The organism is Synechococcus sp. MIT S9507 (genome assembly GCF_047304715.1).
Lineage (GTDB): Bacteria > Cyanobacteriota > Cyanobacteriia > PCC-6307 > Cyanobiaceae > Synechococcus_C.
The window spans coordinates 398,010-416,882 of sequence record NZ_CP138970.1 but is presented as its reverse complement, the minus strand read 5'-3'; the positions used below and the strand labels follow the sequence as shown (position 1 = coordinate 416,882).

Below are 18,873 nucleotides of genomic sequence, written 5' to 3'. Positions count from 1 at the left end.
CGTACCAGGTGAATTTTCTTCTGTATGCAAAGTCTGTCGATTAATTTGCAATTTAAATGCAATCAAGTCTGCGTAGTTAAATTGTTTGTCGTCAGCCTTTAGTCTTTTGCAGGTCCGCCAGGAATCACGCAAAAAGCAATCGTTTTGTCGACTGCAATAACATCTTTAAATCAATGATCCGGTGGTTTGAAGACGTTCCAATGCTCGCTTTGATGCGACACGAGACTCGTGATTCCAGATGTTTGTGCTTGTTTTTCCCTCACAAGCTGGTTTAGCAAGCCAGGATGAGTGGAGCGACAGCAGCCCATGGTTTCCACCGCATCTCCTGAGTCAAGCGTCGCCTGGGCAGGGGTCGCACCTCCCAAGCGCTTGTGTGACTACCAGCCGTTTCCTTTTCTTATTCCTAGGGTTCAGCTGAATGTGGTGGTGGATCAGCCTGATTCAGTTCAGGTGACGGCTGATCTGCAACTGGAACCTGTTGATCGAGAAGCCTCCATTCCACTGGTCTTGCGCGGAGTCGATCTTGAGTTGATCTCAATCACTCTTGATGGGCAGGCACTGGAGACCGGCTCTTATCGATTGGATGAGGATCTGCTGGAAATCTTTGAACCGCCGACCCAGCCCTTCACGCTGAGAACTGTCAGTCGTCTTGATCCTCAGGCCAACACTTCACTTGAAGGTTTGTATGAAAGCGGCGGAATGCTCACCACTCAATGCGAGGCGGAGGGTTTTCGACGCATCACCTTTCATCCTGACCGTCCTGATGTTCTGAGTCGTTATCGGGTACGCATTGAGGCTGATCGACAACGTTTCCCCGTGCTGCTCTCGAATGGTAATGAGGTCAGTGCATCAGTTCTGGCTGACGATGCCTCTCGTCATGAGGTTGTCTGGGAAGACCCCTTCCCCAAGCCCTCTTATCTGTTTGCGCTTGTGGCTGGCGATCTGCGTGAGATCAGGGACCGTTACGTGACCGCCACCGGACGGGAGGTGACTCTCCGTTTACACGTGGAAGCTGGTGATGAGCCCTTCACCGCCCATGCCATGGAGTCTTTGAAGCGTTCCATGGAATGGGATGAATCCGTATATGGACTTGAGTACGACCTTGATGAGTTCAATACCGTCGCCGTACGTCATTTCAACATGGGTGCAATGGAGAATAAAAGTCTTAATATTTTTAATTCAAAACTGGTTTTAGCCGATGCTGAATCCGCAACGGATGGAGAATTAGAACGGATTGAAAGTGTTGTTGGACACGAGTATTTTCATAACTGGTCCGGCAACCGAATCACCTGTCGTGATTGGTTTCAGTTGTCGCTGAAAGAAGGGCTCACGGTGTTTCGCGATCAGTGCTTCACAGCCGATCTTCATTCCGAGCCTCTGAAGCGTATCGAAGATGCAGCGATGCTTCGTAATACGCAGTTCCGTGAAGATGCTGGCCCAACAGCTCATCCGGTGAAGCCTGATTCCTATCAGGCCATTGATAACTTTTACACAACAACGATTTATGAAAAGGGCGCGGAACTGATACGCATGTTGAGGACGCTGCTGGGGTCTGAACGTTTCATGCGGGGCATGAGCGTTTTTTTCAAGCGGCATGACGGAGAAGCTGCAACAACGGAGGATTTCGTTGCGGCGGTTGTGGATGGTGCAGGAGCGGATGGTCTGCCCCTCGGATTTGATGTCGAGCAATTCCGACGTTGGTATCACCAGGCGGGAACACCTCATGTGTCGGTGAAGACTCACTGGGATGCAAGTGACGGTCGTCTGAGCCTGACGCTGCAGCAGTCCACGGCTCCCACCCCCGGGCAGGAGAGCAAACAAGCGCTTGTGATTCCAGTGCTCTGGTCGGTCCTGCAACCCGATGGAGGTGCCGGGGAAGAGCGTCTGATGGTGCTTGATCAGGACGAAGCAACTGTTGTGTTGGAAGGGTTGCCCCCTGCTGCGCAGCCACCGGTTGTTTCAGTCTTCCGTCGTTTTTCAGCTCCGGTGACCTGGGATGCAGGCCAAACCACGGACGATCTGTTCGTGCTGTTTGCCAGAGACGATGATGCTTTTGCGCGCTGGGATGCCGGTCAGCAACTCTGGAAGCAACTGATCCTTCACCGCGCTGAGGGAACTCCTGAATCAGGGCTGGAGTCAAGGATGCTTGATTCACTTCGCCAGCTGCTTTCTGACAACGGCGAACAGGATCCATCGGTGCTGGCAACGCTTCTGGCTTTTCCTGGCCTCGCCGAGCTTGAGTCACTGCAGAGAGAAGCCGACCCTCCTGCGCTTGAGCGGGCACTCTGTGAACTGAGAGAGAGCTTCGGACATCAGCTGGCTACGATGTTGATGTCGAGACTTTCTGGAGTCGCGAAGGGTCTTGACCACTCCTGGCCTGAAGGCCAGGGCGAGCGACAGCTCACCGGTCTGGTCTGGAGTTGGCTTGCTGCTGCCGGAGACCCCAAGGCCCTCTCCGACGCCGCTCAGGCAGTTCATGGCCCTTCAATGACTTTGGCTCGTGCCGGACTGCGGGCATTGCAGCCCATCGACTGTGTCGAGCGCGACCAGGCTTTGAACTCGTTTCACGATCGATGGCAGGAGCGTCCAGTGATTTTCGATACCTGGTTTTCGCTGGAAGCATCAACACCGCGGTCTGATTCTCTTGAGAGGATTGCCTCTCTCTTGAGACATCCTCGCTATGACCCGATGGCACCCAATTCCGTTCGTGCCGTGCTTGGCGGATTAGCGAGCAATCCCCGTGTATTTCATGCTCTCGATGGAAGCGGATATCAATTCATGGCCGAACAGATCATTGCTGTGGATCAGCGCAACGCCATCACAGCGTCTCGTCTGGCCAAGGTGTTCAGTCGTTGGCGCACCTATGGCAGTGAACGTCAGGCTGCTGTGAAGCTGGCATTGTCAAGATTGGCCGCTGCCGATCTGTCAACGAACACCCGTGAGGTGGTGACGTTGATGGACGCATGAGCTGCTGTTTCAAAGTTGGATGAGATCAATGTTTCGTTCTCGCAGCGCGACTCCTAAAACCCTTGAATTGCTCACACGAAATCTTTTTTGATCCTTCAGGAACTACAGCACGCTGAATGCTCAGTAGCAATCATCACCCGGCGGAGTCTTTCTGGTTTTCTCCTGTTAACGCGTTACGCCCTGTGAAACTCAATTGACTGTGGAGTGAGGCTCTTTAGTTTGCAATCAATCGTGATAGGGGTATGGGTAGCGAAACTCTTGAGCATCTCTTCAAGAAAGACATTCACGAAGACACCTGGGACTGGTGGAATGCTCAGCTCTTCTTTTTGAGGCAGGATCAAGATTTTCATGAAGCTGAAGCTGTTTTTAAAGAGTTCAGTCCATATAGAAGTGAGTTTTAGAGCTGTGATTTTTGCTGTTTTTATTGTGGAAATTTACTGCTGATGGTGCAGCTGCTTTGGTTAATTCGTGATCATTAAGACAGCAAGGATGTGATGTCACTTTCAAATGTGAGAATGCTGTGGCTTTGACCTTTTTTCCCCGGTAATAATGCAATTGCGCTCACGGCCTTTGGGAAGGCAGCCTGACTTCTGGAGACAAATGAACAGAGATCATCGGCAGACCAGAGGCCTTTGATTCCGTTTCGACGTTCCTCGATCAACCGTTCGTAAGCCTCGTTGAATCGTGTAGCGCGTTCCTCGTCGCCATTGAGCATCATTGCGAAGGCCACTTCGGGGCTTTTTTCTGTGGCGATCCGAAGCCACTCCTTGACTTCGGGGCTGTCGATGGCTGCCGAGGTCGGCACCAGGTTGCCGATGCTGCCAACACCGATCACCTCCGCTTTGATTTGATCCGTACGACCGTCGATAACGACGCAAGGACAGGAGAAGCTCCAGGTGCTGACAGCATTCAGTTGCATAGCCGCTTCCACGAATGTGTGTCGGCACTCAGAAACCAATACGTCCAGACGAGCTCGATTGGATGTCATGCGTGTTCTTGGCCAGGTCCCAGTCGGACTAACTCGTTCATTCTGTCGGAAGACAATTCAATGTTGTGGATACACCTGTTTCAGGAGAGCCAGTCGGAGTCAATGGAAAAAGTGAGAACTCCGTGATCTTCTGTCTCGTTTCCCTCGGTGATAGCCACGCAGGCAATCTCTCCTTTTTCAAAACATTGCCTGGATTTAACTGCGAATTTCGCTGCATCGGTATACGACCAAACAGCGTTTCCATGATGACGATATTCGTCGGTATAACGATCCCAAAGGATGGAGAACCGTGTTGCAACTGGCCCGCTCATGAATTCAGCGAGGGCTTTTTCGCCTCCGATCTCCCGATGACGTCTGAGAAACGTGCGAATCAGTGGATCGTCGATCACATTGCTTGTTGTGATCGTTCCAGTGAGGCCTCGCACTGAAGTTTTCAGGACTCGCATGGGGCGCTCTCTGGCATCAACGACAATCAAAGGGCACTGCAGATCCCAGGCAGCTCGGTTGCGCAGTTCTCTTGCAGCATCGGACATCTCTTCGCGAAGTTCTCTGATGAGTTGTCTCACGATGAGGTTTGGATCCTTCATGTATTGAGAGTAAAACTTTTCTGGATCTGAAGGTGCGATTCAATCCACTCAGTCTGGAATGCTTCGAAGCAATCGGATCTGAGGTATGGATCTGCACCTGTGAAGAGAAGTCAAGCCATGCTCAATACAGTGATTCAGTCAAGCTGAACCCTTCATTGCTGTGTACGGCGTGAATAGGCAATGGAGTTGCCCAGGGCACACTCCATTGCCTGAAGAGCTCAGGTTCTGCTGATGACTCACGCCCCACGACCGTTCTATGATGACTTGATTAATCATGTGCAAGTGGCAAAACTCGGTCGTATTCAGTTAAAACAGATTCAGCAACTCAATGCTTCCGAAGGTTATTTCCTGATTCGCAAGCATAAAGAGCTCCTTAATCTGATGATGAGAATGTTCCAACTCGACACTTACAGCTTGACCTGGATTCAGTTCTTCAAAGGGGTTGGAATCGGTGCTGTCGCTGTGTGGTTTTTGATGCGTTGAGCACTCAGTGTACATTTTGTGCTTCTGAGATATAGATTTTTCCTGTCAAATTTGATGCTTGAGTTGGCTTGATTGACCTTTAATGAGTTGGTTTTATTATGAATTTTGGATTATTTCTGCGTCTCTATCAATTATTATTTGTACCCAGTTTTTGCAGGGCTTTTTTTCTGAAGGCAGCACCTTCCTTGCCGGAATGTTCTCCCCACAATCCTTCCCAGTAGAAGTAAATCACTCCATAGCCCTGCTCATTGCTGAGTCTTGTCTTGTCTGCAAGAACAGGAATGGGTGTGGTTCTCTTCCCGAAACCAGCAAGAACTCCGATCTGTACTGGCAATCCCCATTGACGCGCTTTGCGTAATGCGGGCTGATTGAGATCCTTGGCAAACCCCTTGAGTGAATAGGCATAGTTCTGCACGACAAGATCATCGATCAGCTCTCCCACCGCCCACAGTTCCCAGTCCTGCAGCCAGTGGTTGTACGCAAACCGAAACGGCCCCGGTGAAAGACTGATTCGTTTCGGCAGTGATTCTTTCTCGAGGCGTTCCCGCAATTCCCTTAATAAACCAGTCAGTTGTCGCCGTCTCCAGGTCATCCAGTAACGATTGGTGTGATCCTTGGGAGGTGGTGCGCCTGTTTCATTTTCGTATAAAGCACTGGTGTAACGGTCGTATCCGAGTTTCACCGGCCATGCGAAGTGGTCATCAAGTTGAAGACCATCCATCCTGCAGCGTTTCATCACCTCCACCACCAAACCGACGAAACGTTCACGCACTTCTGGATGAGCCGGGTTGAGCCAGACCATTTTTTTGCCATGCATCGTCATGACGGTGTTTCCGTCTGCATGAGCCAACACCCATTCAGGGTTCTGACTCACGATGGTCGAATCAGAAGGCTCCATCAGGCCGTACTCAAACCATGGAATGACTTTCATCCCTCGCTTGCGGGCTTGCTGACTCAGGGTGCAGATGGGATCAAGTTGGGTCCCTGCTTTTTTCAATGCCGGTTCAACCGGCGCGAAGCGACTGCGATGAAAGGTGGTGCCGCGGCTCCATACATTGGGATAGATGGCGTTGAATCCTGCGGCTTTGAGTTCATCCATGGCTCGGATGAGGACCTGACGGTCGTAGTAAAGACCGCTCGGACTGTTGGTCAACCAGACCCCCAGCGTTCGTCTTGGCTGCGCGCTGGGAAGCTGTGCTGATGCCGGCACTGCTGCACACAGGCACAGCAACCAAGCCGCCACCCCTGCAGCATTTCGGCGACGTTGCTGCTGAACTCGGGTCAATGAGTCAACGGAACGATGATTGTCAACCCTTTTCATCTCAGGACGTTTTCGATCGGACGAGGGGGTTCATGGTCAGTGTTCTAGCTCGCTGAGGAGCCTCCGAAAACGTTGCAAACCCTCGCACTGGATGGATGCTTCCGCTACGAATTTGTTTGGGACTGTCTTCTTCTTCACTTGCGGGTTGGCTGACAGGGATGACAGTTCTCTTCGCCAGAGCATCGTTGCGCATGTGTTGAGTGTGCGGCGATTGATAACGCCAAGCACTTTTTTGCGCGACTGTTTGAGAAGCAAAGAGAACAGGGATTCAGCATATGGATCCAGGCCTCGGATAAGGTGTGATGGAAGTCTGAGGTTGCTTGTGGAGATCAGATGCCGCATTCGTTCAATGCCACAGATATGATCTGACAGGCGAGATCCCAGTCACCATTTTTATCGTTGCTTTGACTTCATTGAAAGTTATCGATGAATTTCAATTCGATAAATGCTTGCTTGCTGTTTGCAGAGATTGATGGGATTAACCTCTTTCAAGTACATGAATGGTGATTGAATGTCAAGATGAATTTTGAAGGGGTCAATACTTCGATATTGGCTGGCTTGAAGCGTAAAAATCGGGGAGTAGCTGAGTCGGTATTGGTGTTGCTTACTCTTAATGTGCATGTCGACCCTGCCTCCTGAAGCCTATCAGGTGCGGAGATGCTATTGCCACTGATAATCCTGTGGCTAAAAACAAAATGAAGGATTGAGAATTCATTCCGGAACTCTCAAGTTGGTCAGGGGGAAAGAAGCCAAGGATGATTGCAAAAAGTGAACCAAGGCCTCCTATGATGCAAGTGCTCCACAGGCCAAATTTACCTCCGGGGATGCGAAATCTGCCTGAATGATTTGGATGTTTTTGCCTTAGTCTCAAGGCGGCAAGGAACATCATCACGTACACGCAAAGATACATCTGAATGGTCAGAACGCTAATCATGAAATAGGCTGAAGCGACTGTTGGTTGTAATAGAAATGCCAAGCAGATGATTGAGACAACTGCACTTTGAATCAGCAGGATATGAGTTGGCACGTTGTTCTGGTTCACTTTCAGCAGAGTTGGCGGCAAAGCGCCGTCTTCAGTTGAAGCCAGCATGCCTTTGCTGGGTCCAACGATCCAGGCATTGACGCTTCCGAAAACACCCAATGCCATCCCAAGTGCAAACAGCCGAGCCCACCCGTCAAGTTTGTAGCGACTCAGCATATGCTTGAGCGCTTTGATCACTCCACTTTGCAGTTCGTATTCGCCTGGAGCCAGAGCTGTTGCAATTGAAAGAGCACCAAGAATAAAAATAGTCAATATGATCATCGCCGCAAGCATGATTCCTAGCGGAAAGTTTCTGCCTGGTGATTTGACTTCGCGCGCGTGGGCGGCGGTCATTTCCATCCCGGCAAAAGCAAGCCAGACACTGACTGCAAAAGTGATATTGGAAAACTGGCTGATATCTGGAATGACCTGGTTGCCATTCTCTAGCAATCGTGATGGATAGCCTGTCGCCAGCCCAACTCCTGCCAAGATGATCAGTGTTATGCCAGGAATAAATACACCAGAGAAAGCACCGAGGGCGCTTAATTTTGCTGAACCTGAGAGGCCTCGGAAGTTAAAAAGAACTGCAGCCCAATAAGTAGTGAGAACGATGCTGACAATAAAGGTTTTGTTATTGGCCAGTGCTTCGGAATCTCCAGGCGCGATGGCATAGGCCAGTGATGCGGCTCCAAAGGTGAGTACAACTGGAAACCAGCAAAGGTTCTGAAACCATTGCAGAAAAACGGCAACAAAGCCCCAGCGTTTTCCAAAAGCTTCTCTTACCCAGATATAGACGCCTCCCCGTTCGGGCCACGCTGTTGCCAACTCCGCTGCTACCAAAGAGACCGGCACGAAAAAGACGAGCGCGGCTAACACATAGAAAAAAATGGCCCCAACGCCATAGCTTGCCATCTGTGGAAGATCGCGAAGACTGGCGATGGCAACGATGTTGATCATTGCAAGGCCAAACAGGCCAAGCACTCTTGGTGCTGCAACTTGATCACTGATCATGACCTGAATGATTAATCAGAGTTGGCTGTTTTGTTGTTTGCTTGAGAACTCATGAGAATTCATGAGTTCTCAAAAGTTAGCCATGTAGATCAGGCTGAACTCTTCAGCGATGGGAAATTCCGAACTGGTGTTGAAGTCGCTGACTGGTTGTGTTGTCACTGCATTGTTGTGCCCCTTGATGCCCGTGCAGGTCTGGCCCTGCCTTGAAGCTTCAGAGCTTTCTCTCATTTTTCTCGGTAGTTCAGTGCATGAACCAGTTGTCAGGGACGATGTGTTTGTGTTCCAGCGGTTGATTTCATAGTTGGATTGTTCATGCAATGACGGCAGCTATGACGTCAGTGGAGGCGTACCTCCTTTCAGCGATAGAGATAAAAAGAAAACATTGTGAATGAGATCCTTATCGCTGCTTCCTGAATTTCTTGTTCGCTGTTGTCAAAGTCTGATGCTTCTTCAAAGGCACCGGCTTTCGGTCTCTCTGAACGGATCGCTCGGTGGCCATTCGCTCGTTTCTGGTCTCCATGCTCCTGATGCATGGAGGGTCAATGGCCAGGGTCAGGCTCTGACAGCTCCTGCTTGGTCTGAGCTGGATCGGATGTTTGGGTCGACCCAGATCGGTGATTTTCAATCAGCGTTGTCGACCGTCGAACCTCCGTGACTGAATGTCTCAGGTCTGCTGAAGTTGCCCTAGCGGAACATCGAACTGACGGAGCTCTCTTCATGAATGCGCCAGATCGCTTCTCCCAGCATGTTCGCGACCGACAGCACCTGCAGCTGCGGGAACATGCGGTCTGAAGGAATTGGAATGGAGTTGGTCACGACCACCTGCTCAAACAGACCATCCACCGAGAGACGCTCCGCCGCCGGGGGAGAGAACACGGCATGCGTGGCGCAGGCGATCACCCGTTTCGCACCCTTTTCACGCAAGAGACGAGCACCGGCACAGATTGTGCCGCCGGTGTCGATCATGTCGTCGATCAATATGGCGGTCCGATCGTGCACATCACCAATCACAGTGAGGCTTTCAGCCATGTTGTGACCTGTACGCCGCTTGTCGATGATGGCCAGAGGCGCATCATTCATCTGTTTGGCAAAGGCTCTGGCCCTGGCGACGCCTCCCACATCGGGTGACACCACGACCACTTCTCCAAGATCCTGGTCGGACAGGTAATCAACAAGCACTGGTGAGCCGTAGATGTGATCACAGGGAATGTCGAAGTAACCCTGGATCTGAGCGGAGTGGAGATCCATCGCCAGAACCCGATCAACGCCGGAGGTCACCAGCAGATTGGCGGTCAGTTTCGCGGTGATCGATTCACGCCCTGCTGTTTTTCGGTCCGCGCGGGCATAGCCGTAGTACGGAACAACAGCAGTGACCTGACGGGCGGAGGCGCGTCGACAGGCATCCACCATGATCAGCAGCTCCATCAGGTGATCATTCACCGGGGCGCAGGTGGGCTGGATCAGAAAAACGTCGCAGCCACGGATGGACTCCTGAATCTGAACATAAAGCTCTCCGTCAGCGAAGCGTTTGCAGACTCTTGGGCCATCGGGCACGCCCAGGTAGGCGGCGATTTCGCGGGAGAGCGCAGGATTTGACGTTCCTGTGAAAAGTCGTAGACGCCGGGTATCGTGCTGAATTTTTTCCTGTTCGGCGCGGGCTGCAGTCAGGAATCCGGTCACGATGCCCGCGAACGAGAAACTGGTTGTCTGATCGTAGAGGTGCGTGGTCCCGTGATTCATGGCCGACTCCTGAAGCGGGCCTCTTAGGGTTCCCGAATGTCTCAGAACCTTCTGGTTGTCATCGGCGCCGGCGCTTTGCCTGAGCTGCAGATGTCCGCAGCCTGTCGCTCTCTTGCTGCCGAGATCGGCGCTGTTCTCCTTGAAGAGAGCTGCAGTCGTTCTCCCCACCCGATGCTCGGTCACCTCACATCAGAGATCAGCGATTCCAGCGGCTTGACTCTGCTGAGTCTCAATGGTGATGTTGGTGTTGATGAAAGCTGTGAGGGCAGCTGGATCGATGCTCTCGCGTCCTGGAGAATTCCAGTTCTGATGCTGGCGGAGCCACGATCTGATGGCCGCTTCCCTGGCCTTGTCCCAGCGTTCGTGGCCTTCGCCAGAGAATTGAACCTCTCCCTGTTGGGACTGGTTCAACTCGGTGGCGACTGGGATGCGCCTGCACGACGGACCGATGGTCTTCCTTGGTGTGGATGTCTGCAGGGTCCTGATGATGACCCGAGAGGTGTGATCAGTTGTCTGAAGCAACGTCAGCTGTTGATGGCCAGAGAGGGAGCTGCTGGTTCGGTTTGAGTTCCCGCAGCAGTTGTTGCCCTGTTCTGGGTGCCAGTTTCAGCTGGCTGATCACAGGGGGCTGATCACTGCTCAGTGCTGCAGCTGTCAGGCTCATGATTTCCGTGACCGTAAGGTCCGTTTCCATCTTTGTGCTGACTTCTCCAATCACACTGGGCAGTAGGGCGATCGCATTCGGTTGAAGCAGCTGCTCGTGGATTCCCTGCACGAGCCTCTGCTGCCGGCTGCGCCGGTCAGCATCCTGCTTCGGTTCAGGTCTGTAGCGGGCAAGTTGTTCGGCCTGGCGGCCGTTCAGTGTCTGGCGCCCTGCCTGGAGGTTCACGCTGTAGTTCTGTGCTTTGTCCTTGTGCTCGTAGGACTGATTGAGAGTGACTTCCACTTCACCCAAGCCATCAACAAGACTGCGGAGGGCCTGACGTGTCATGACCACGAACCGTTCGGGCTCCCCCTCTTCCAATCCCACCACTTCGGCGATCACATCGGCTGTCAGGGCCACGCCGCCTTGCTGATAGGCATCAGCGAGCGACTGAAGTGTCTCGCTTCCAGGCAGATTCACCGCCAGCTCTGTCGGCAGCTGCAGCACCTGCAATGGTTCCCCGGCGCTGATCTGAACCAGCATCAGACTGTCGGCATTCGGTGGTCCCTTCGGAGCGGCCTTGTTATCTGGATCATTGATGCCATCGGCATCGATTCCCACCATCAACACCATGACTGGACGTTCTGGAAGCGGCCCCAGGCTGGAAGGGTCATCCGCTGCAGGTGGTTCCGCCGCCATCGGGTCTGGTTCCGGCCAGATGGTCGCCAGTCCTGTTGCGATGAGGCCGGCTCCCGCCACAGCAGCAGCAACTCTCAGGATCATTCTGAATGGATTGCTCCCGAGCCATCGCTTCGATCGGCTCGGTGAAGGATCACCGGTCGGTCCCTCGTCCGTCATTGCGCCGAATCCTCCAGAACTGAGTCAGAGTCTCGCCTGGTTCTAAGCGAATAATGGATGGTGTCGACCCCATGCCCATGCTTCTGAACGATGACTTTCGTGACCGTTCTCCTGACCAGGTGCGCGTTGTGGTCTTTGGAGCCACTGGATACATCGGCCGTTTCGTGGTCAAGGAGCTGATCGCACGGGGATATGACGTTGTCGCCTTCGCGCGCGAGCGGAGTGGTGTCGGCGGCCGTCAGGACCAGGACAGCGTGAGGGCTGATTTCGCCGGGGCGGAGGTTCGTTTCGGTGACGTGACCAAGGTTGATTCCCTTGCTCGCAATGCCTTCGATCACCCTGTGGATGTGGTGGTCAGTTGCCTTGCATCACGTACCGGTGGACGGAAGGACTCCTGGGCAATCGATTATGAGGCCACGTTCAACACTTACCAGCAGGGAAGGAAGGCTGGGCTTTCGCACTTTGTTCTTCTTTCAGCAATCTGTGTGCAAAAACCACTGCTGGAATTTCAGAAGGCGAAACTTGCTCTTGAGGCTGAGCTCCGCAAAGGCGCCTCTGAAGTGAGCTACTCGATCGTTCGCCCGACGGCTTTTTTCAAGAGTCTGGGAGCACAGGTTGAAAGTTGCCGCAAAGGTGCCCCATACGTGATGTTCGGAGATGGCGAACTGGCGAGCTGCAAGCCAATCAGTGAGTCTGATCTGGCTTCCTATATCTGTGATTGTGTGATTGATCAAAACAAGATCAATCAGATCCTTCCCATAGGGGGTCCTGGTGAGGCCTTAAGTGCTCGACAGCAGGGAGAACTGTTATTCAGGGCATTAGGAAAAAAACCCTGGATGATTTCGCTTCCGATTGCATTGATGGATGTTCCTGTTGGATGTCTTGAGTTTCTCTCGGGAAAGTTTCCTTCACTTGAAGACACGGCTGAATTTGGAAAGATCGGCCGCTACTACGCTGGGGAGTCAATGCTTGTGTGGGACGAACAGCGTCAGCAATACGACAGTGCGGCGACGCCTTCCTACGGCAAGGACACCCTGGAGCAGTTTTTTGAACGCGTTGTGCGTGATGGCATGGACGGCCAGGACCTCGGGGATGCCGCCCTCTTCTGAAGTGATGTCGTTGCCAGTGAAAGCGAGTCACGCGTGACACGAACTTCTCTGTTGCGACGTCGTGTCGGCGTTCTGCTGCATCCGACAGCACTGCCAGGTTCGGTTGTCTGCGGGGCTTTGGGGGCTTCCGCTCGTTCCTGGATCCAGGCTTTGGCAGAAAACGGCATCGGACTGTGGCAGATCTTGCCCCTGTCACCTCCGGACGGGACGGGTTCCCCCTACAGCTCTCCCTCCAGTTTCGCCATCAATCCCTGGCTGCTGGATGCGAAGGATCTCAGTGACCAGGGATTTCTGCAATCCCGGGATCTGCAGGCGCTGCCCGGTGCTGAAGCTGGCTGTGCTGAAGTTGATTTTTCCCTCGCAGACAGGCGTGCCTCATGTCTCGCCAGGCAATTGTGCCGAAGCTGGGACCAGGTGTCGCACTCACATCACGCGGCCTTTGAGCGATGGCGACGGGATCAGTCCCGCTGGCTTCAGGACCATGCAGCATTCATGGTGCTGCGGGAGCAGCATGAGGGGCTTCCCTGGTGGCAATGGCCTCGGGAGCTGGCAGTTCATGATCAGAACGCTTTAGGAGAGTGGCGTGAAGCGCATCAGAATCGTCTTCTTGAGCAGGAGCTGCTGCAGTGGCATCTGAGCCGTCAATGGATGCGGCTGCGCAAGCTTGCCAATGAGCTTTCGGTGGAGATCCTCGGAGATCTTCCCTTCTATGTGGCCCGCGACAGTGCTGATGTCTGGAGCCATCGCAGTTTGTTTTCCATTGCGGCGGACGGACGACTTCGAGAACAAAGTGGTGTACCTCCTGATTATTTCTCTGAGACAGGACAGCTGTGGGGAACACCGGTTTATCGCTGGTCCCGACATCGCAGCACCGGCTTTCGCTGGTGGAGAGATCGACTGCGGCGTCAGTGGCAGCTTGCAGACCGACTGAGGCTGGATCACTTTCGGGCGCTGGCGTCCTACTGGTCTGTTCCAGGGGGTGACACCACGGCCATGAACGGGGCCTGGCGACGTTCCCCCGGGCGAGAGCTGCTCAGTTGCCTTCGCAGGGATGCAGGCGGATTGTTACCTCTGGTGGCTGAAGACCTTGGAGTGATCACTCCGGATGTCGAGCGTTTGCGTGATCGCTTTCGTCTGCCCGGGATGAAGGTGCTTCAGTTCGCTTTCGATGGCAATCCGCACAACCCGTACCTTCCGTCCAACATCCATGGCACCGGATGGGTGGTTTATCCAGGAACACACGACAACCCAACCAGTCTGGGTTGGTGGCAACGGCTTGATGACGACTCCCGTGCTCGGTTTGCCAGGTGTCTGAATTGCCCGGTTGAAGCCCCTGGCTGGCAGTTGCTCGAGCTGGGCCTGTCTTCAAGCGCCCAGCTGGTGGTGGCACCACTGCAGGATCTGCTGCACCTCGATGATGCGGCCCGTTTCAATACGCCAGGGACGGTTGGAGGCAACTGGAACTGGCGTCTCCCGGTTTTTGACGACTCGGTTGCGGGAGCACTTCAGGGCTATGGATTGCGCGCTGAAGTCTGGTCAAGGCGGTAGATGCCTGGTTGATTATTCAGCGCTTTCTGCGGAAGCCCGTCCCATCGAACATCCCCTGCAGCGGGTGCCGGTTGAATGTTGAGCTGTAGTGGTGGCAGCAGCTGAAGGGTGAGCGTTCCGGTTGCCCCTTTGAGAGAACTGCGATCGCCTCCTTCACTGCTGAGCGTCAGGGTGCTCGGTTGCTGAAGGGTCACTTCAAGCACCCCAGGCAGTGGTTGGTCGCTGAGGAGCTTCGCCGCCGATTCGCTCGTCTGCCGCGATCGGAGCTCAGCCAGTGGTCGCAGGCCTTGCAGCAGTGGATCGGAATCCTGCTGAAGACTCAGAGGAATGGGCGTGAAGGACTTGGTGTTGTCGATCGCCAGTTGCCGTTGCTGTTGATTCAACGCGAGCAGGGACACGGTAATGACAACGATGTAAACGAGACTCCCCTGCCAGGTTGTGAAGATGTCGATACTTCCGAGCGTGAAGCGTGATCGCCGCCCTGTCTGCCGGAGTCGCTGCTGAAAACAGTCTTCAGGCAGTGCTCCGCTCAGGCTCCTGGGCTCAAGCTGGAGGTACTGCTCAAGCCGCTGCAGCATGGCCACGAGGTAAGCAGGCTCCGGCAGGCGATCTGACCAGCCCCTTTCCAGTGCCTCCAGTACGGGTGTGGTGATTCGGACCTCCCTGGAGAGATCTCGCAGACTCAGCCCACATTGTTCACGGTGCTGTTTCAGACGTTGTCCAGCTTCGATCAGAGGGGCAGCGTTGGACGGAGGATCCGTTGCATTGGCCTCACTTTGACGCCTTCGCCGCCAGCGCCATGGGAAGGAACGTTTGAACAGTGCCATGGCCGTTTACGCCTCGCCTGCCTGAGAACTGATCAGGCTTCGCCATTCTTGCCTGGACAGTTCGCGCCAGCACCCCTCTGCAATGGATCCAAGTGCAAGTCCACCGATCGCTACCCGCTGTAGGTCGATCACGGAGTGACCGAGAAGCGAGGCAATTCGGCGGATCTGACGGTTGCGTCCTTCGCGTAGGATCACTTCCAGCGTGCTTTGTTCAGGTTCACTCCTGAGCAGTCTCACGCAGGCAGGAAGGGTGCGAGAGCCATCCAGTTCCACCCCTTGACTCCATCGTTCCAGAGTCGTTGGATCAGGTGTTCCAGTCACTGTCACCCTGTAGGTCTTGCTGTGGGCATAGCGGGGGTGGGTGAGCTTCAAAGTGAGTTCTCCCTGATTGCTCAGTAGAAGAGCCCCCCGGCTGTCGGCATCCAGACGCCCAACCGGATGCAGTCCCCGCCTGAGCTCAGAGGGGATGAGATCCAGCACGGTGTCTCGCCCCTGAGGGTCGTGACAGCTGCTGATCACGCCTGGAGGCTTGTTGAGCAACAGGACCCGATCCGCAGCGCCCTTGGCCAAGGGCGTGCCATCCACGCAGATCAGATCCGTCTCCGGATCTGCCTGATCCCCAAGTCCTGCGATCGTTCCGTTGACTTCAACGCGACCCTGGCGCAGCAGTTGTTCGGCCTGACGCCTTGAGCAGTGTCCCGCGGCTGACATCAGTTTCTGAAGTCTCTGGCGCATTGAGCTTGGTTTTCTCTCAGTGGTCACCGCGGGGCAGCAGCAGTTCAATCGATGTGCCACCTTCAGGATGATTGCTGGCCTGGACCCGGCCTCCATGGTTCACGGCGATCTGTTGGACGATGGCCAGTCCGAGTCCGCTGCCGCCTCGGTTGGAACGGGCGCGGGATGCGTCGCCTCGGTAGAAGCGCTGGAACATGCTGCTGAGATCGCTTTCGCTCAGACCAGGTCCATGGTCCCTGACGCAGACCAGCCACCACCCCCCACTGGGGAGGATCTTCACGTCAACGCTGCTTCCTCGAGGGGAAAAGCGCAAGGCGTTGTCGAGCAAGTTGAGGACGGCTCGATGCAATCGGCGTTGGTCTCCCAGAAGTGGTCCTGGATCTTGCGTGTTGATGGAGAGCCTCACTTCGCGCTGATCTGCAAGCGGGCGAATGCTGTTCCAGGCGGCCTCAACCAGTTCTTCAAGATTGACCGGTGAGTAGTCTCCCTGCTCATGGGGAAGGATGTTCTCCAGCCTGGAGAGCTCCAGCAAATCCTCCACCAACAATTGCAGACGTCTGAGTTCCCTCTGCAGGCGCTCAACAAGAATACCGTCACCGTCTGAGACTGTCGTTTCCAGTCGATCGCTCACGAGCATCAGGGCCGTGAGTGGGGTTTTCAGCTCATGGGCGACATCGCTCACCCAGCGCTCCTGTTGCTCCTGCTGTGCTTCCAGCGATTGTCTGTTCTGGAGGAGGACCAGCAACCACTCGTCTGAACCAGGCAGAACGATGGCTTCGAGAGGCATACCCTGCTGCTCCCATTCACAGCGTTGCGGCCGTTGTTGATAACGCACACTGACAATCGCCTCTTCAAGCTGAGGCACGCTGAGAACGTCGTCGAGCGCCTGTCCGCGCACGAGCCGATTGCTGGAGAACTGCAGCAATCGTTCTGCTCTTGAGTTGATGAAACCGATGGTGAGATCTGGTGTGAGAACCATCCATCCCTGAGTGGCGGCATCGATCCAGGCCAGCAGTTGCGCTGTACTCAGCGAGTGACCGGACAACACCAGCGAGATCTGTGCTGTGTGCCTTCGGGAAGCGGCGTTCAGATTGAAGCGGCTGCGCAACGCCCAACCGGTCATCACACCGAACGTGATGCCAAGGATGAACGAAGCACCTGAGTTCACATCAATCAGCCGAATCGATAACCGAATCCACGCACGGTTCGGATGTGGTCAGGAGAGGAGGGAGTGGTCTCGATTTTTTCTCTCAACCATCGGATATGCACGTCGACGGTTTTGGTGTCTCCGATGAAGTCGATGCCCCAGATTTGTTCCAGCAGTTGATCACGGCTCCAGACACGCTTTGGGTTGCGCATCAGCAGTTCCAGAATCTTGTATTCCTTGGGGGCAAGGTTGAGATCCTCTCCGTCCCTCGTCACCCTGCATTCCTGGCAGTAAAGACAGAGGTTGGCGTGTTCTATGACGTCATCCCTGTCCGTGGATTCGGGGCTCATTCCCTGGGAGCGGCGCAGCAGGGCGCGGCATCGGGCCACCAGCTCCCTTAGCCCGAATGGTTTGACCAGATAGTCATCGGCACCCACCTCGAGGCCGAGGACTCGATCGGTTTCGCTGTCCCTGGCGCTGATGACAAGGATCGGGGTGGTGTTATTGAGTTGCCTGAGCTCGCGGCAGAGGTCGAGCCCACCCATCCCCGGAAGCATCAGATCAAGGACCAGTGCATCAATGCTGTCGGCTTGCGCTCCGGTGAGCATGGCCAGGGCTTCGTTCCCATCCCCGCAGGCGCTCACCTCAAAACCCTCGGCACTGAGCGCTTCCTGCACTGTTTCTCTGATGGAGGTGTCGTCTTCAACCACCAGAAGGTGAGCAGTGCTGATGCTGTTGCTGCTGTTGTTGTTGGTTTTGCTGCTGGCGGTTGCTGAGGTCACAGAGGACTCCAGGAGTGTCCGCATTCTGATCCGGGAACTCGGCTTGGGCCTCGCTTAGCGAGAAACTCCTGTGAACGATGGTAAATTAAGAAACGGATAGGTTTCGTAATTGGACGATGTCGCCCTTGGCCCTGCTACCGGATGCGGACCTGGTGCGTTCCTATCTGCGTGACATCGGTCGTGTACCGCTGCTGAGCCACCAGCAGGAGATCACGTTGGGGCGTCAGGTGCAGGAACTGATGGATCTGGAGGCGCAGGAAGCGGAGCTGAGTGATCAGCGTGGTGGCGAGATGGTGCCTGCGGCGGAACTGGCCAAGGCTGCAGGACTGAGTGCAGCGCAACTGAAGCGCAAGCTGCAGGCGGGTCGCCGCGCCAAGGAGCGGATGGTGGCGGCGAATCTGCGTCTGGTGGTGAGTGTTGCCAAGAAATACACCAAGCGGAATATGGAACTGCTGGATCTGATCCAGGAGGGAACGATCGGTCTGGTGCGTGGTGTGGAGAAGTTCGATCCGACGCGTGGTTACAAGTTCAGCACCTATGCGTACTGGTGGATCCGTCAGGGGATCACGCGTGCGATTGCGGAGAAGAGCCGGACGATTCGTTTGCCGATCCACATCACGGAGATGCTGAACAAACTGAAGAAAGGTCAGCGTGAACTGAGTCAGGAACTTGGCCGCACGCCATCGGTGACGGAACTGGCGGGATTTGTGGAGCTGCCTGAGGAGGAGGTGAAGGACCTGATGTGCCGTGCGCGTCAGCCAGTGAGCCTGGAGATGAAGGTGGGTGATGGTGATGACACGGAACTGCTGGATCTGCTGGCGGGAGATGGAGAACTGCCGAGTGAGCAGGTGGAGGGTGAGTGCCTGAAGGGAGATCTGCGTGATCTGCTGGGCCAGCTGCCGGAGCTGCAGGAGCGAGTGCTGCGGATGCGTTACGGGATGGATGGTGAAGACCCCATGAGCCTGACTGCGATTGCCAAATCTCTGAAAATGAGCCGGGATCGGACTCGCAAGCTCGAACGTGAAGGTCTGGAGATGCTGCGTCGTGGTGATGTTCAACTTGAGGCCTATGTGTTGGCCTGACAACAGCTCCGCACGTGCACGGAC

19 protein-coding genes are annotated in these 18,873 nt (G+C 54.6%); 7 read left to right on the top strand and 12 right to left on the bottom strand.

Features of this window, described 5'->3' with window-relative positions:
- The first annotated feature begins 306 nt into the window (after nt 1-306).
- Together pepN and SIB83_RS02040 are read left to right on the top strand one after the other, a co-directional pair.
- Nucleotides 307-2,967 carry an aminopeptidase N gene (gene pepN, locus SIB83_RS02045; RefSeq protein ID WP_413746631.1) on the top strand — a complete coding sequence of 887 codons (2,661 nt, stop codon included), beginning with the start codon at nt 307-309 and terminating at the stop codon, nt 2,965-2,967.
- A 242-nt stretch (nt 2,968-3,209) separates the two neighbouring features.
- Nucleotides 3,210-3,368 (top strand): hypothetical protein, encoded by a 159-nt coding sequence (locus tag SIB83_RS02040; RefSeq protein WP_413746630.1) that lies wholly within the window; start codon nt 3,210-3,212, stop codon nt 3,366-3,368.
- Nucleotides 3,369-3,442: 74 nt separating this feature from the next.
- Here SIB83_RS02040 and SIB83_RS02035 read toward each other — a convergent pair whose 3' ends face one another.
- Together SIB83_RS02035 and SIB83_RS02030 are read right to left on the bottom strand one after the other, a co-directional pair.
- Complete coding sequence (locus tag SIB83_RS02035) at nt 3,443-3,955, bottom strand: hypothetical protein (protein WP_413746629.1); 513 nt, start codon at nt 3,953-3,955, stop codon at nt 3,443-3,445.
- 80 nt (nt 3,956-4,035) lie between these two features.
- Nucleotides 4,036-4,521 (bottom strand): hypothetical protein, encoded by a 486-nt coding sequence (locus SIB83_RS02030; protein ID WP_413403271.1) that lies wholly within the window; start codon nt 4,519-4,521, stop codon nt 4,036-4,038.
- Nucleotides 4,522-4,773: 252 nt separating this feature from the next.
- On the opposite strand from SIB83_RS02030, the gene SIB83_RS02025 reads away from it, so the two are divergent.
- Nucleotides 4,774-5,025 (top strand): hypothetical protein, encoded by a 252-nt coding sequence (locus tag SIB83_RS02025; protein ID WP_413746628.1) that lies wholly within the window; start codon nt 4,774-4,776, stop codon nt 5,023-5,025.
- A 127-nt stretch (nt 5,026-5,152) separates the two neighbouring features.
- Here SIB83_RS02025 and SIB83_RS02020 read toward each other — a convergent pair whose 3' ends face one another.
- From SIB83_RS02020 to SIB83_RS02000, 5 genes are all read right to left on the bottom strand, one after another.
- Nucleotides 5,153-6,247 carry a glycoside hydrolase family 10 protein gene (locus SIB83_RS02020; RefSeq protein ID WP_413747261.1) on the bottom strand — a complete coding sequence of 365 codons (1,095 nt, stop codon included), beginning with the start codon at nt 6,245-6,247 and terminating at the stop codon, nt 5,153-5,155.
- A gap of 709 nt (nt 6,248-6,956) precedes the next feature.
- The gene (locus SIB83_RS02015) at nt 6,957-8,378 is read right to left on the bottom strand and encodes an amino acid permease (RefSeq protein ID WP_413746627.1); all 1,422 of its coding nucleotides are present in this window, start codon (nt 8,376-8,378) and stop codon (nt 6,957-6,959) included.
- Nucleotides 8,379-8,447: 69 nt separating this feature from the next.
- Nucleotides 8,448-8,696, bottom strand: coding sequence for a hypothetical protein (locus tag SIB83_RS02010; RefSeq protein ID WP_413746626.1), 249 nt, complete (start codon nt 8,694-8,696; stop codon nt 8,448-8,450).
- A 38-nt stretch (nt 8,697-8,734) separates the two neighbouring features.
- A complete protein-coding gene (locus SIB83_RS02005; protein ID WP_413746625.1) occupies nt 8,735-8,911 on the bottom strand; it encodes a hypothetical protein in 177 nt (58 codons plus the stop codon).
- A 151-nt stretch (nt 8,912-9,062) separates the two neighbouring features.
- Nucleotides 9,063-10,058, bottom strand: coding sequence for a ribose-phosphate pyrophosphokinase (locus SIB83_RS02000; RefSeq protein WP_413747260.1), 996 nt, complete (start codon nt 10,056-10,058; stop codon nt 9,063-9,065).
- 96 nt (nt 10,059-10,154) lie between these two features.
- On the opposite strand from SIB83_RS02000, the gene SIB83_RS01995 reads away from it, so the two are divergent.
- A complete protein-coding gene (locus SIB83_RS01995) occupies nt 10,155-10,685 on the top strand; it encodes a hypothetical protein (protein WP_413403263.1) in 531 nt (176 codons plus the stop codon).
- On the opposite strand, the gene SIB83_RS01990 is transcribed toward SIB83_RS01995, so the two are convergent.
- Entirely contained in the window at nt 10,624-11,619 is a 996-nt protein-coding gene (locus SIB83_RS01990; RefSeq protein ID WP_413746624.1) for an LCP family protein, read from the bottom strand. The two genes, SIB83_RS01995 and SIB83_RS01990, sit on opposite strands and share 62 nt — an antisense overlap.
- A gap of 71 nt (nt 11,620-11,690) precedes the next feature.
- Between SIB83_RS01990 and SIB83_RS01985 the strand changes: the two genes are divergently transcribed.
- Nucleotides 11,691-12,728 (top strand): NAD(P)-dependent oxidoreductase, encoded by a 1,038-nt coding sequence (locus tag SIB83_RS01985; RefSeq protein ID WP_413403260.1) that lies wholly within the window; start codon nt 11,691-11,693, stop codon nt 12,726-12,728.
- 33 nt (nt 12,729-12,761) lie between these two features.
- Entirely contained in the window at nt 12,762-14,276 is a 1,515-nt protein-coding gene (gene malQ, locus SIB83_RS01980; RefSeq protein ID WP_413746623.1) for a 4-alpha-glucanotransferase, read from the top strand.
- Here the strand turns inward: malQ and SIB83_RS01975 are convergent.
- Genes SIB83_RS01975 through SIB83_RS01960 form a run of 4 tightly spaced genes read right to left on the bottom strand, consistent with a single transcriptional unit; the run spans nt 14,240 to nt 17,767 of the window.
- Nucleotides 14,240-15,103 carry a helix-turn-helix domain-containing protein gene (locus SIB83_RS01975; protein ID WP_413746622.1) on the bottom strand — a complete coding sequence of 288 codons (864 nt, stop codon included), beginning with the start codon at nt 15,101-15,103 and terminating at the stop codon, nt 14,240-14,242. The two genes, malQ and SIB83_RS01975, sit on opposite strands and share 37 nt — an antisense overlap.
- A gap of 6 nt (nt 15,104-15,109) precedes the next feature.
- Nucleotides 15,110-15,814: a pseudouridine synthase gene (locus SIB83_RS01970; protein ID WP_413745367.1), complete on the bottom strand. Its 705-nt coding sequence runs from the start codon at nt 15,812-15,814 to the stop codon at nt 15,110-15,112.
- Between the two features lie 40 nt (nt 15,815-15,854).
- Nucleotides 15,855-16,961, bottom strand: coding sequence for a sensor histidine kinase (locus SIB83_RS01965; protein ID WP_413747259.1), 1,107 nt, complete (start codon nt 16,959-16,961; stop codon nt 15,855-15,857).
- A 50-nt stretch (nt 16,962-17,011) separates the two neighbouring features.
- The gene (locus SIB83_RS01960; RefSeq protein WP_413746621.1) at nt 17,012-17,767 is read right to left on the bottom strand and encodes a response regulator transcription factor; all 756 of its coding nucleotides are present in this window, start codon (nt 17,765-17,767) and stop codon (nt 17,012-17,014) included.
- A gap of 116 nt (nt 17,768-17,883) precedes the next feature.
- Here SIB83_RS01960 and SIB83_RS01955 point away from each other — a divergent pair, with 116 nt between their 5' ends.
- The gene (locus SIB83_RS01955) at nt 17,884-18,849 is read left to right on the top strand and encodes an RpoD/SigA family RNA polymerase sigma factor (protein WP_413403253.1); all 966 of its coding nucleotides are present in this window, start codon (nt 17,884-17,886) and stop codon (nt 18,847-18,849) included.
- Nucleotides 18,850-18,873 lie beyond the last annotated feature (24 nt).

What these genes read in the sequence shown, in the direction of transcription:
- pepN (WP_413746631.1), top strand. Translation starts at nt 307, where the DNA reads ATGGTTTCCACCGCATCTCCTGAGTCAAGCGTCGCCTGGGCAGGGGTC.
- SIB83_RS02040 (WP_413746630.1), top strand. Translation starts at nt 3,210, where the DNA reads ATGGGTAGCGAAACTCTTGAGCATCTCTTCAAGAAAGACATTCACGAA.
- SIB83_RS02035 (WP_413746629.1), bottom strand. Translation starts at nt 3,955, where the DNA reads ATGACATCCAATCGAGCTCGTCTGGACGTATTGGTTTCTGAGTGCCGA.
- SIB83_RS02025 (WP_413746628.1), top strand. Translation starts at nt 4,774, where the DNA reads ATGACTCACGCCCCACGACCGTTCTATGATGACTTGATTAATCATGTG.
- SIB83_RS02015 (WP_413746627.1), bottom strand. Translation starts at nt 8,378, where the DNA reads ATGATCAGTGATCAAGTTGCAGCACCAAGAGTGCTTGGCCTGTTTGGC.
- SIB83_RS02005 (WP_413746625.1), bottom strand. Translation starts at nt 8,911, where the DNA reads ATGCATCAGGAGCATGGAGACCAGAAACGAGCGAATGGCCACCGAGCG.
- SIB83_RS01995 (WP_413403263.1), top strand. Translation starts at nt 10,155, where the DNA reads ATGTCTCAGAACCTTCTGGTTGTCATCGGCGCCGGCGCTTTGCCTGAG.
- SIB83_RS01990 (WP_413746624.1), bottom strand. Translation starts at nt 11,619, where the DNA reads ATGACGGACGAGGGACCGACCGGTGATCCTTCACCGAGCCGATCGAAG.
- SIB83_RS01985 (WP_413403260.1), top strand. Translation starts at nt 11,691, where the DNA reads ATGCCCATGCTTCTGAACGATGACTTTCGTGACCGTTCTCCTGACCAG.
- SIB83_RS01975 (WP_413746622.1), bottom strand. Translation starts at nt 15,103, where the DNA reads ATGGCACTGTTCAAACGTTCCTTCCCATGGCGCTGGCGGCGAAGGCGT.
- SIB83_RS01970 (WP_413745367.1), bottom strand. Translation starts at nt 15,814, where the DNA reads ATGTCAGCCGCGGGACACTGCTCAAGGCGTCAGGCCGAACAACTGCTG.
- SIB83_RS01965 (WP_413747259.1), bottom strand. Translation starts at nt 16,961, where the DNA reads ATGACCGGTTGGGCGTTGCGCAGCCGCTTCAATCTGAACGCCGCTTCC.
- SIB83_RS01955 (WP_413403253.1), top strand. Translation starts at nt 17,884, where the DNA reads ATGTCGCCCTTGGCCCTGCTACCGGATGCGGACCTGGTGCGTTCCTAT.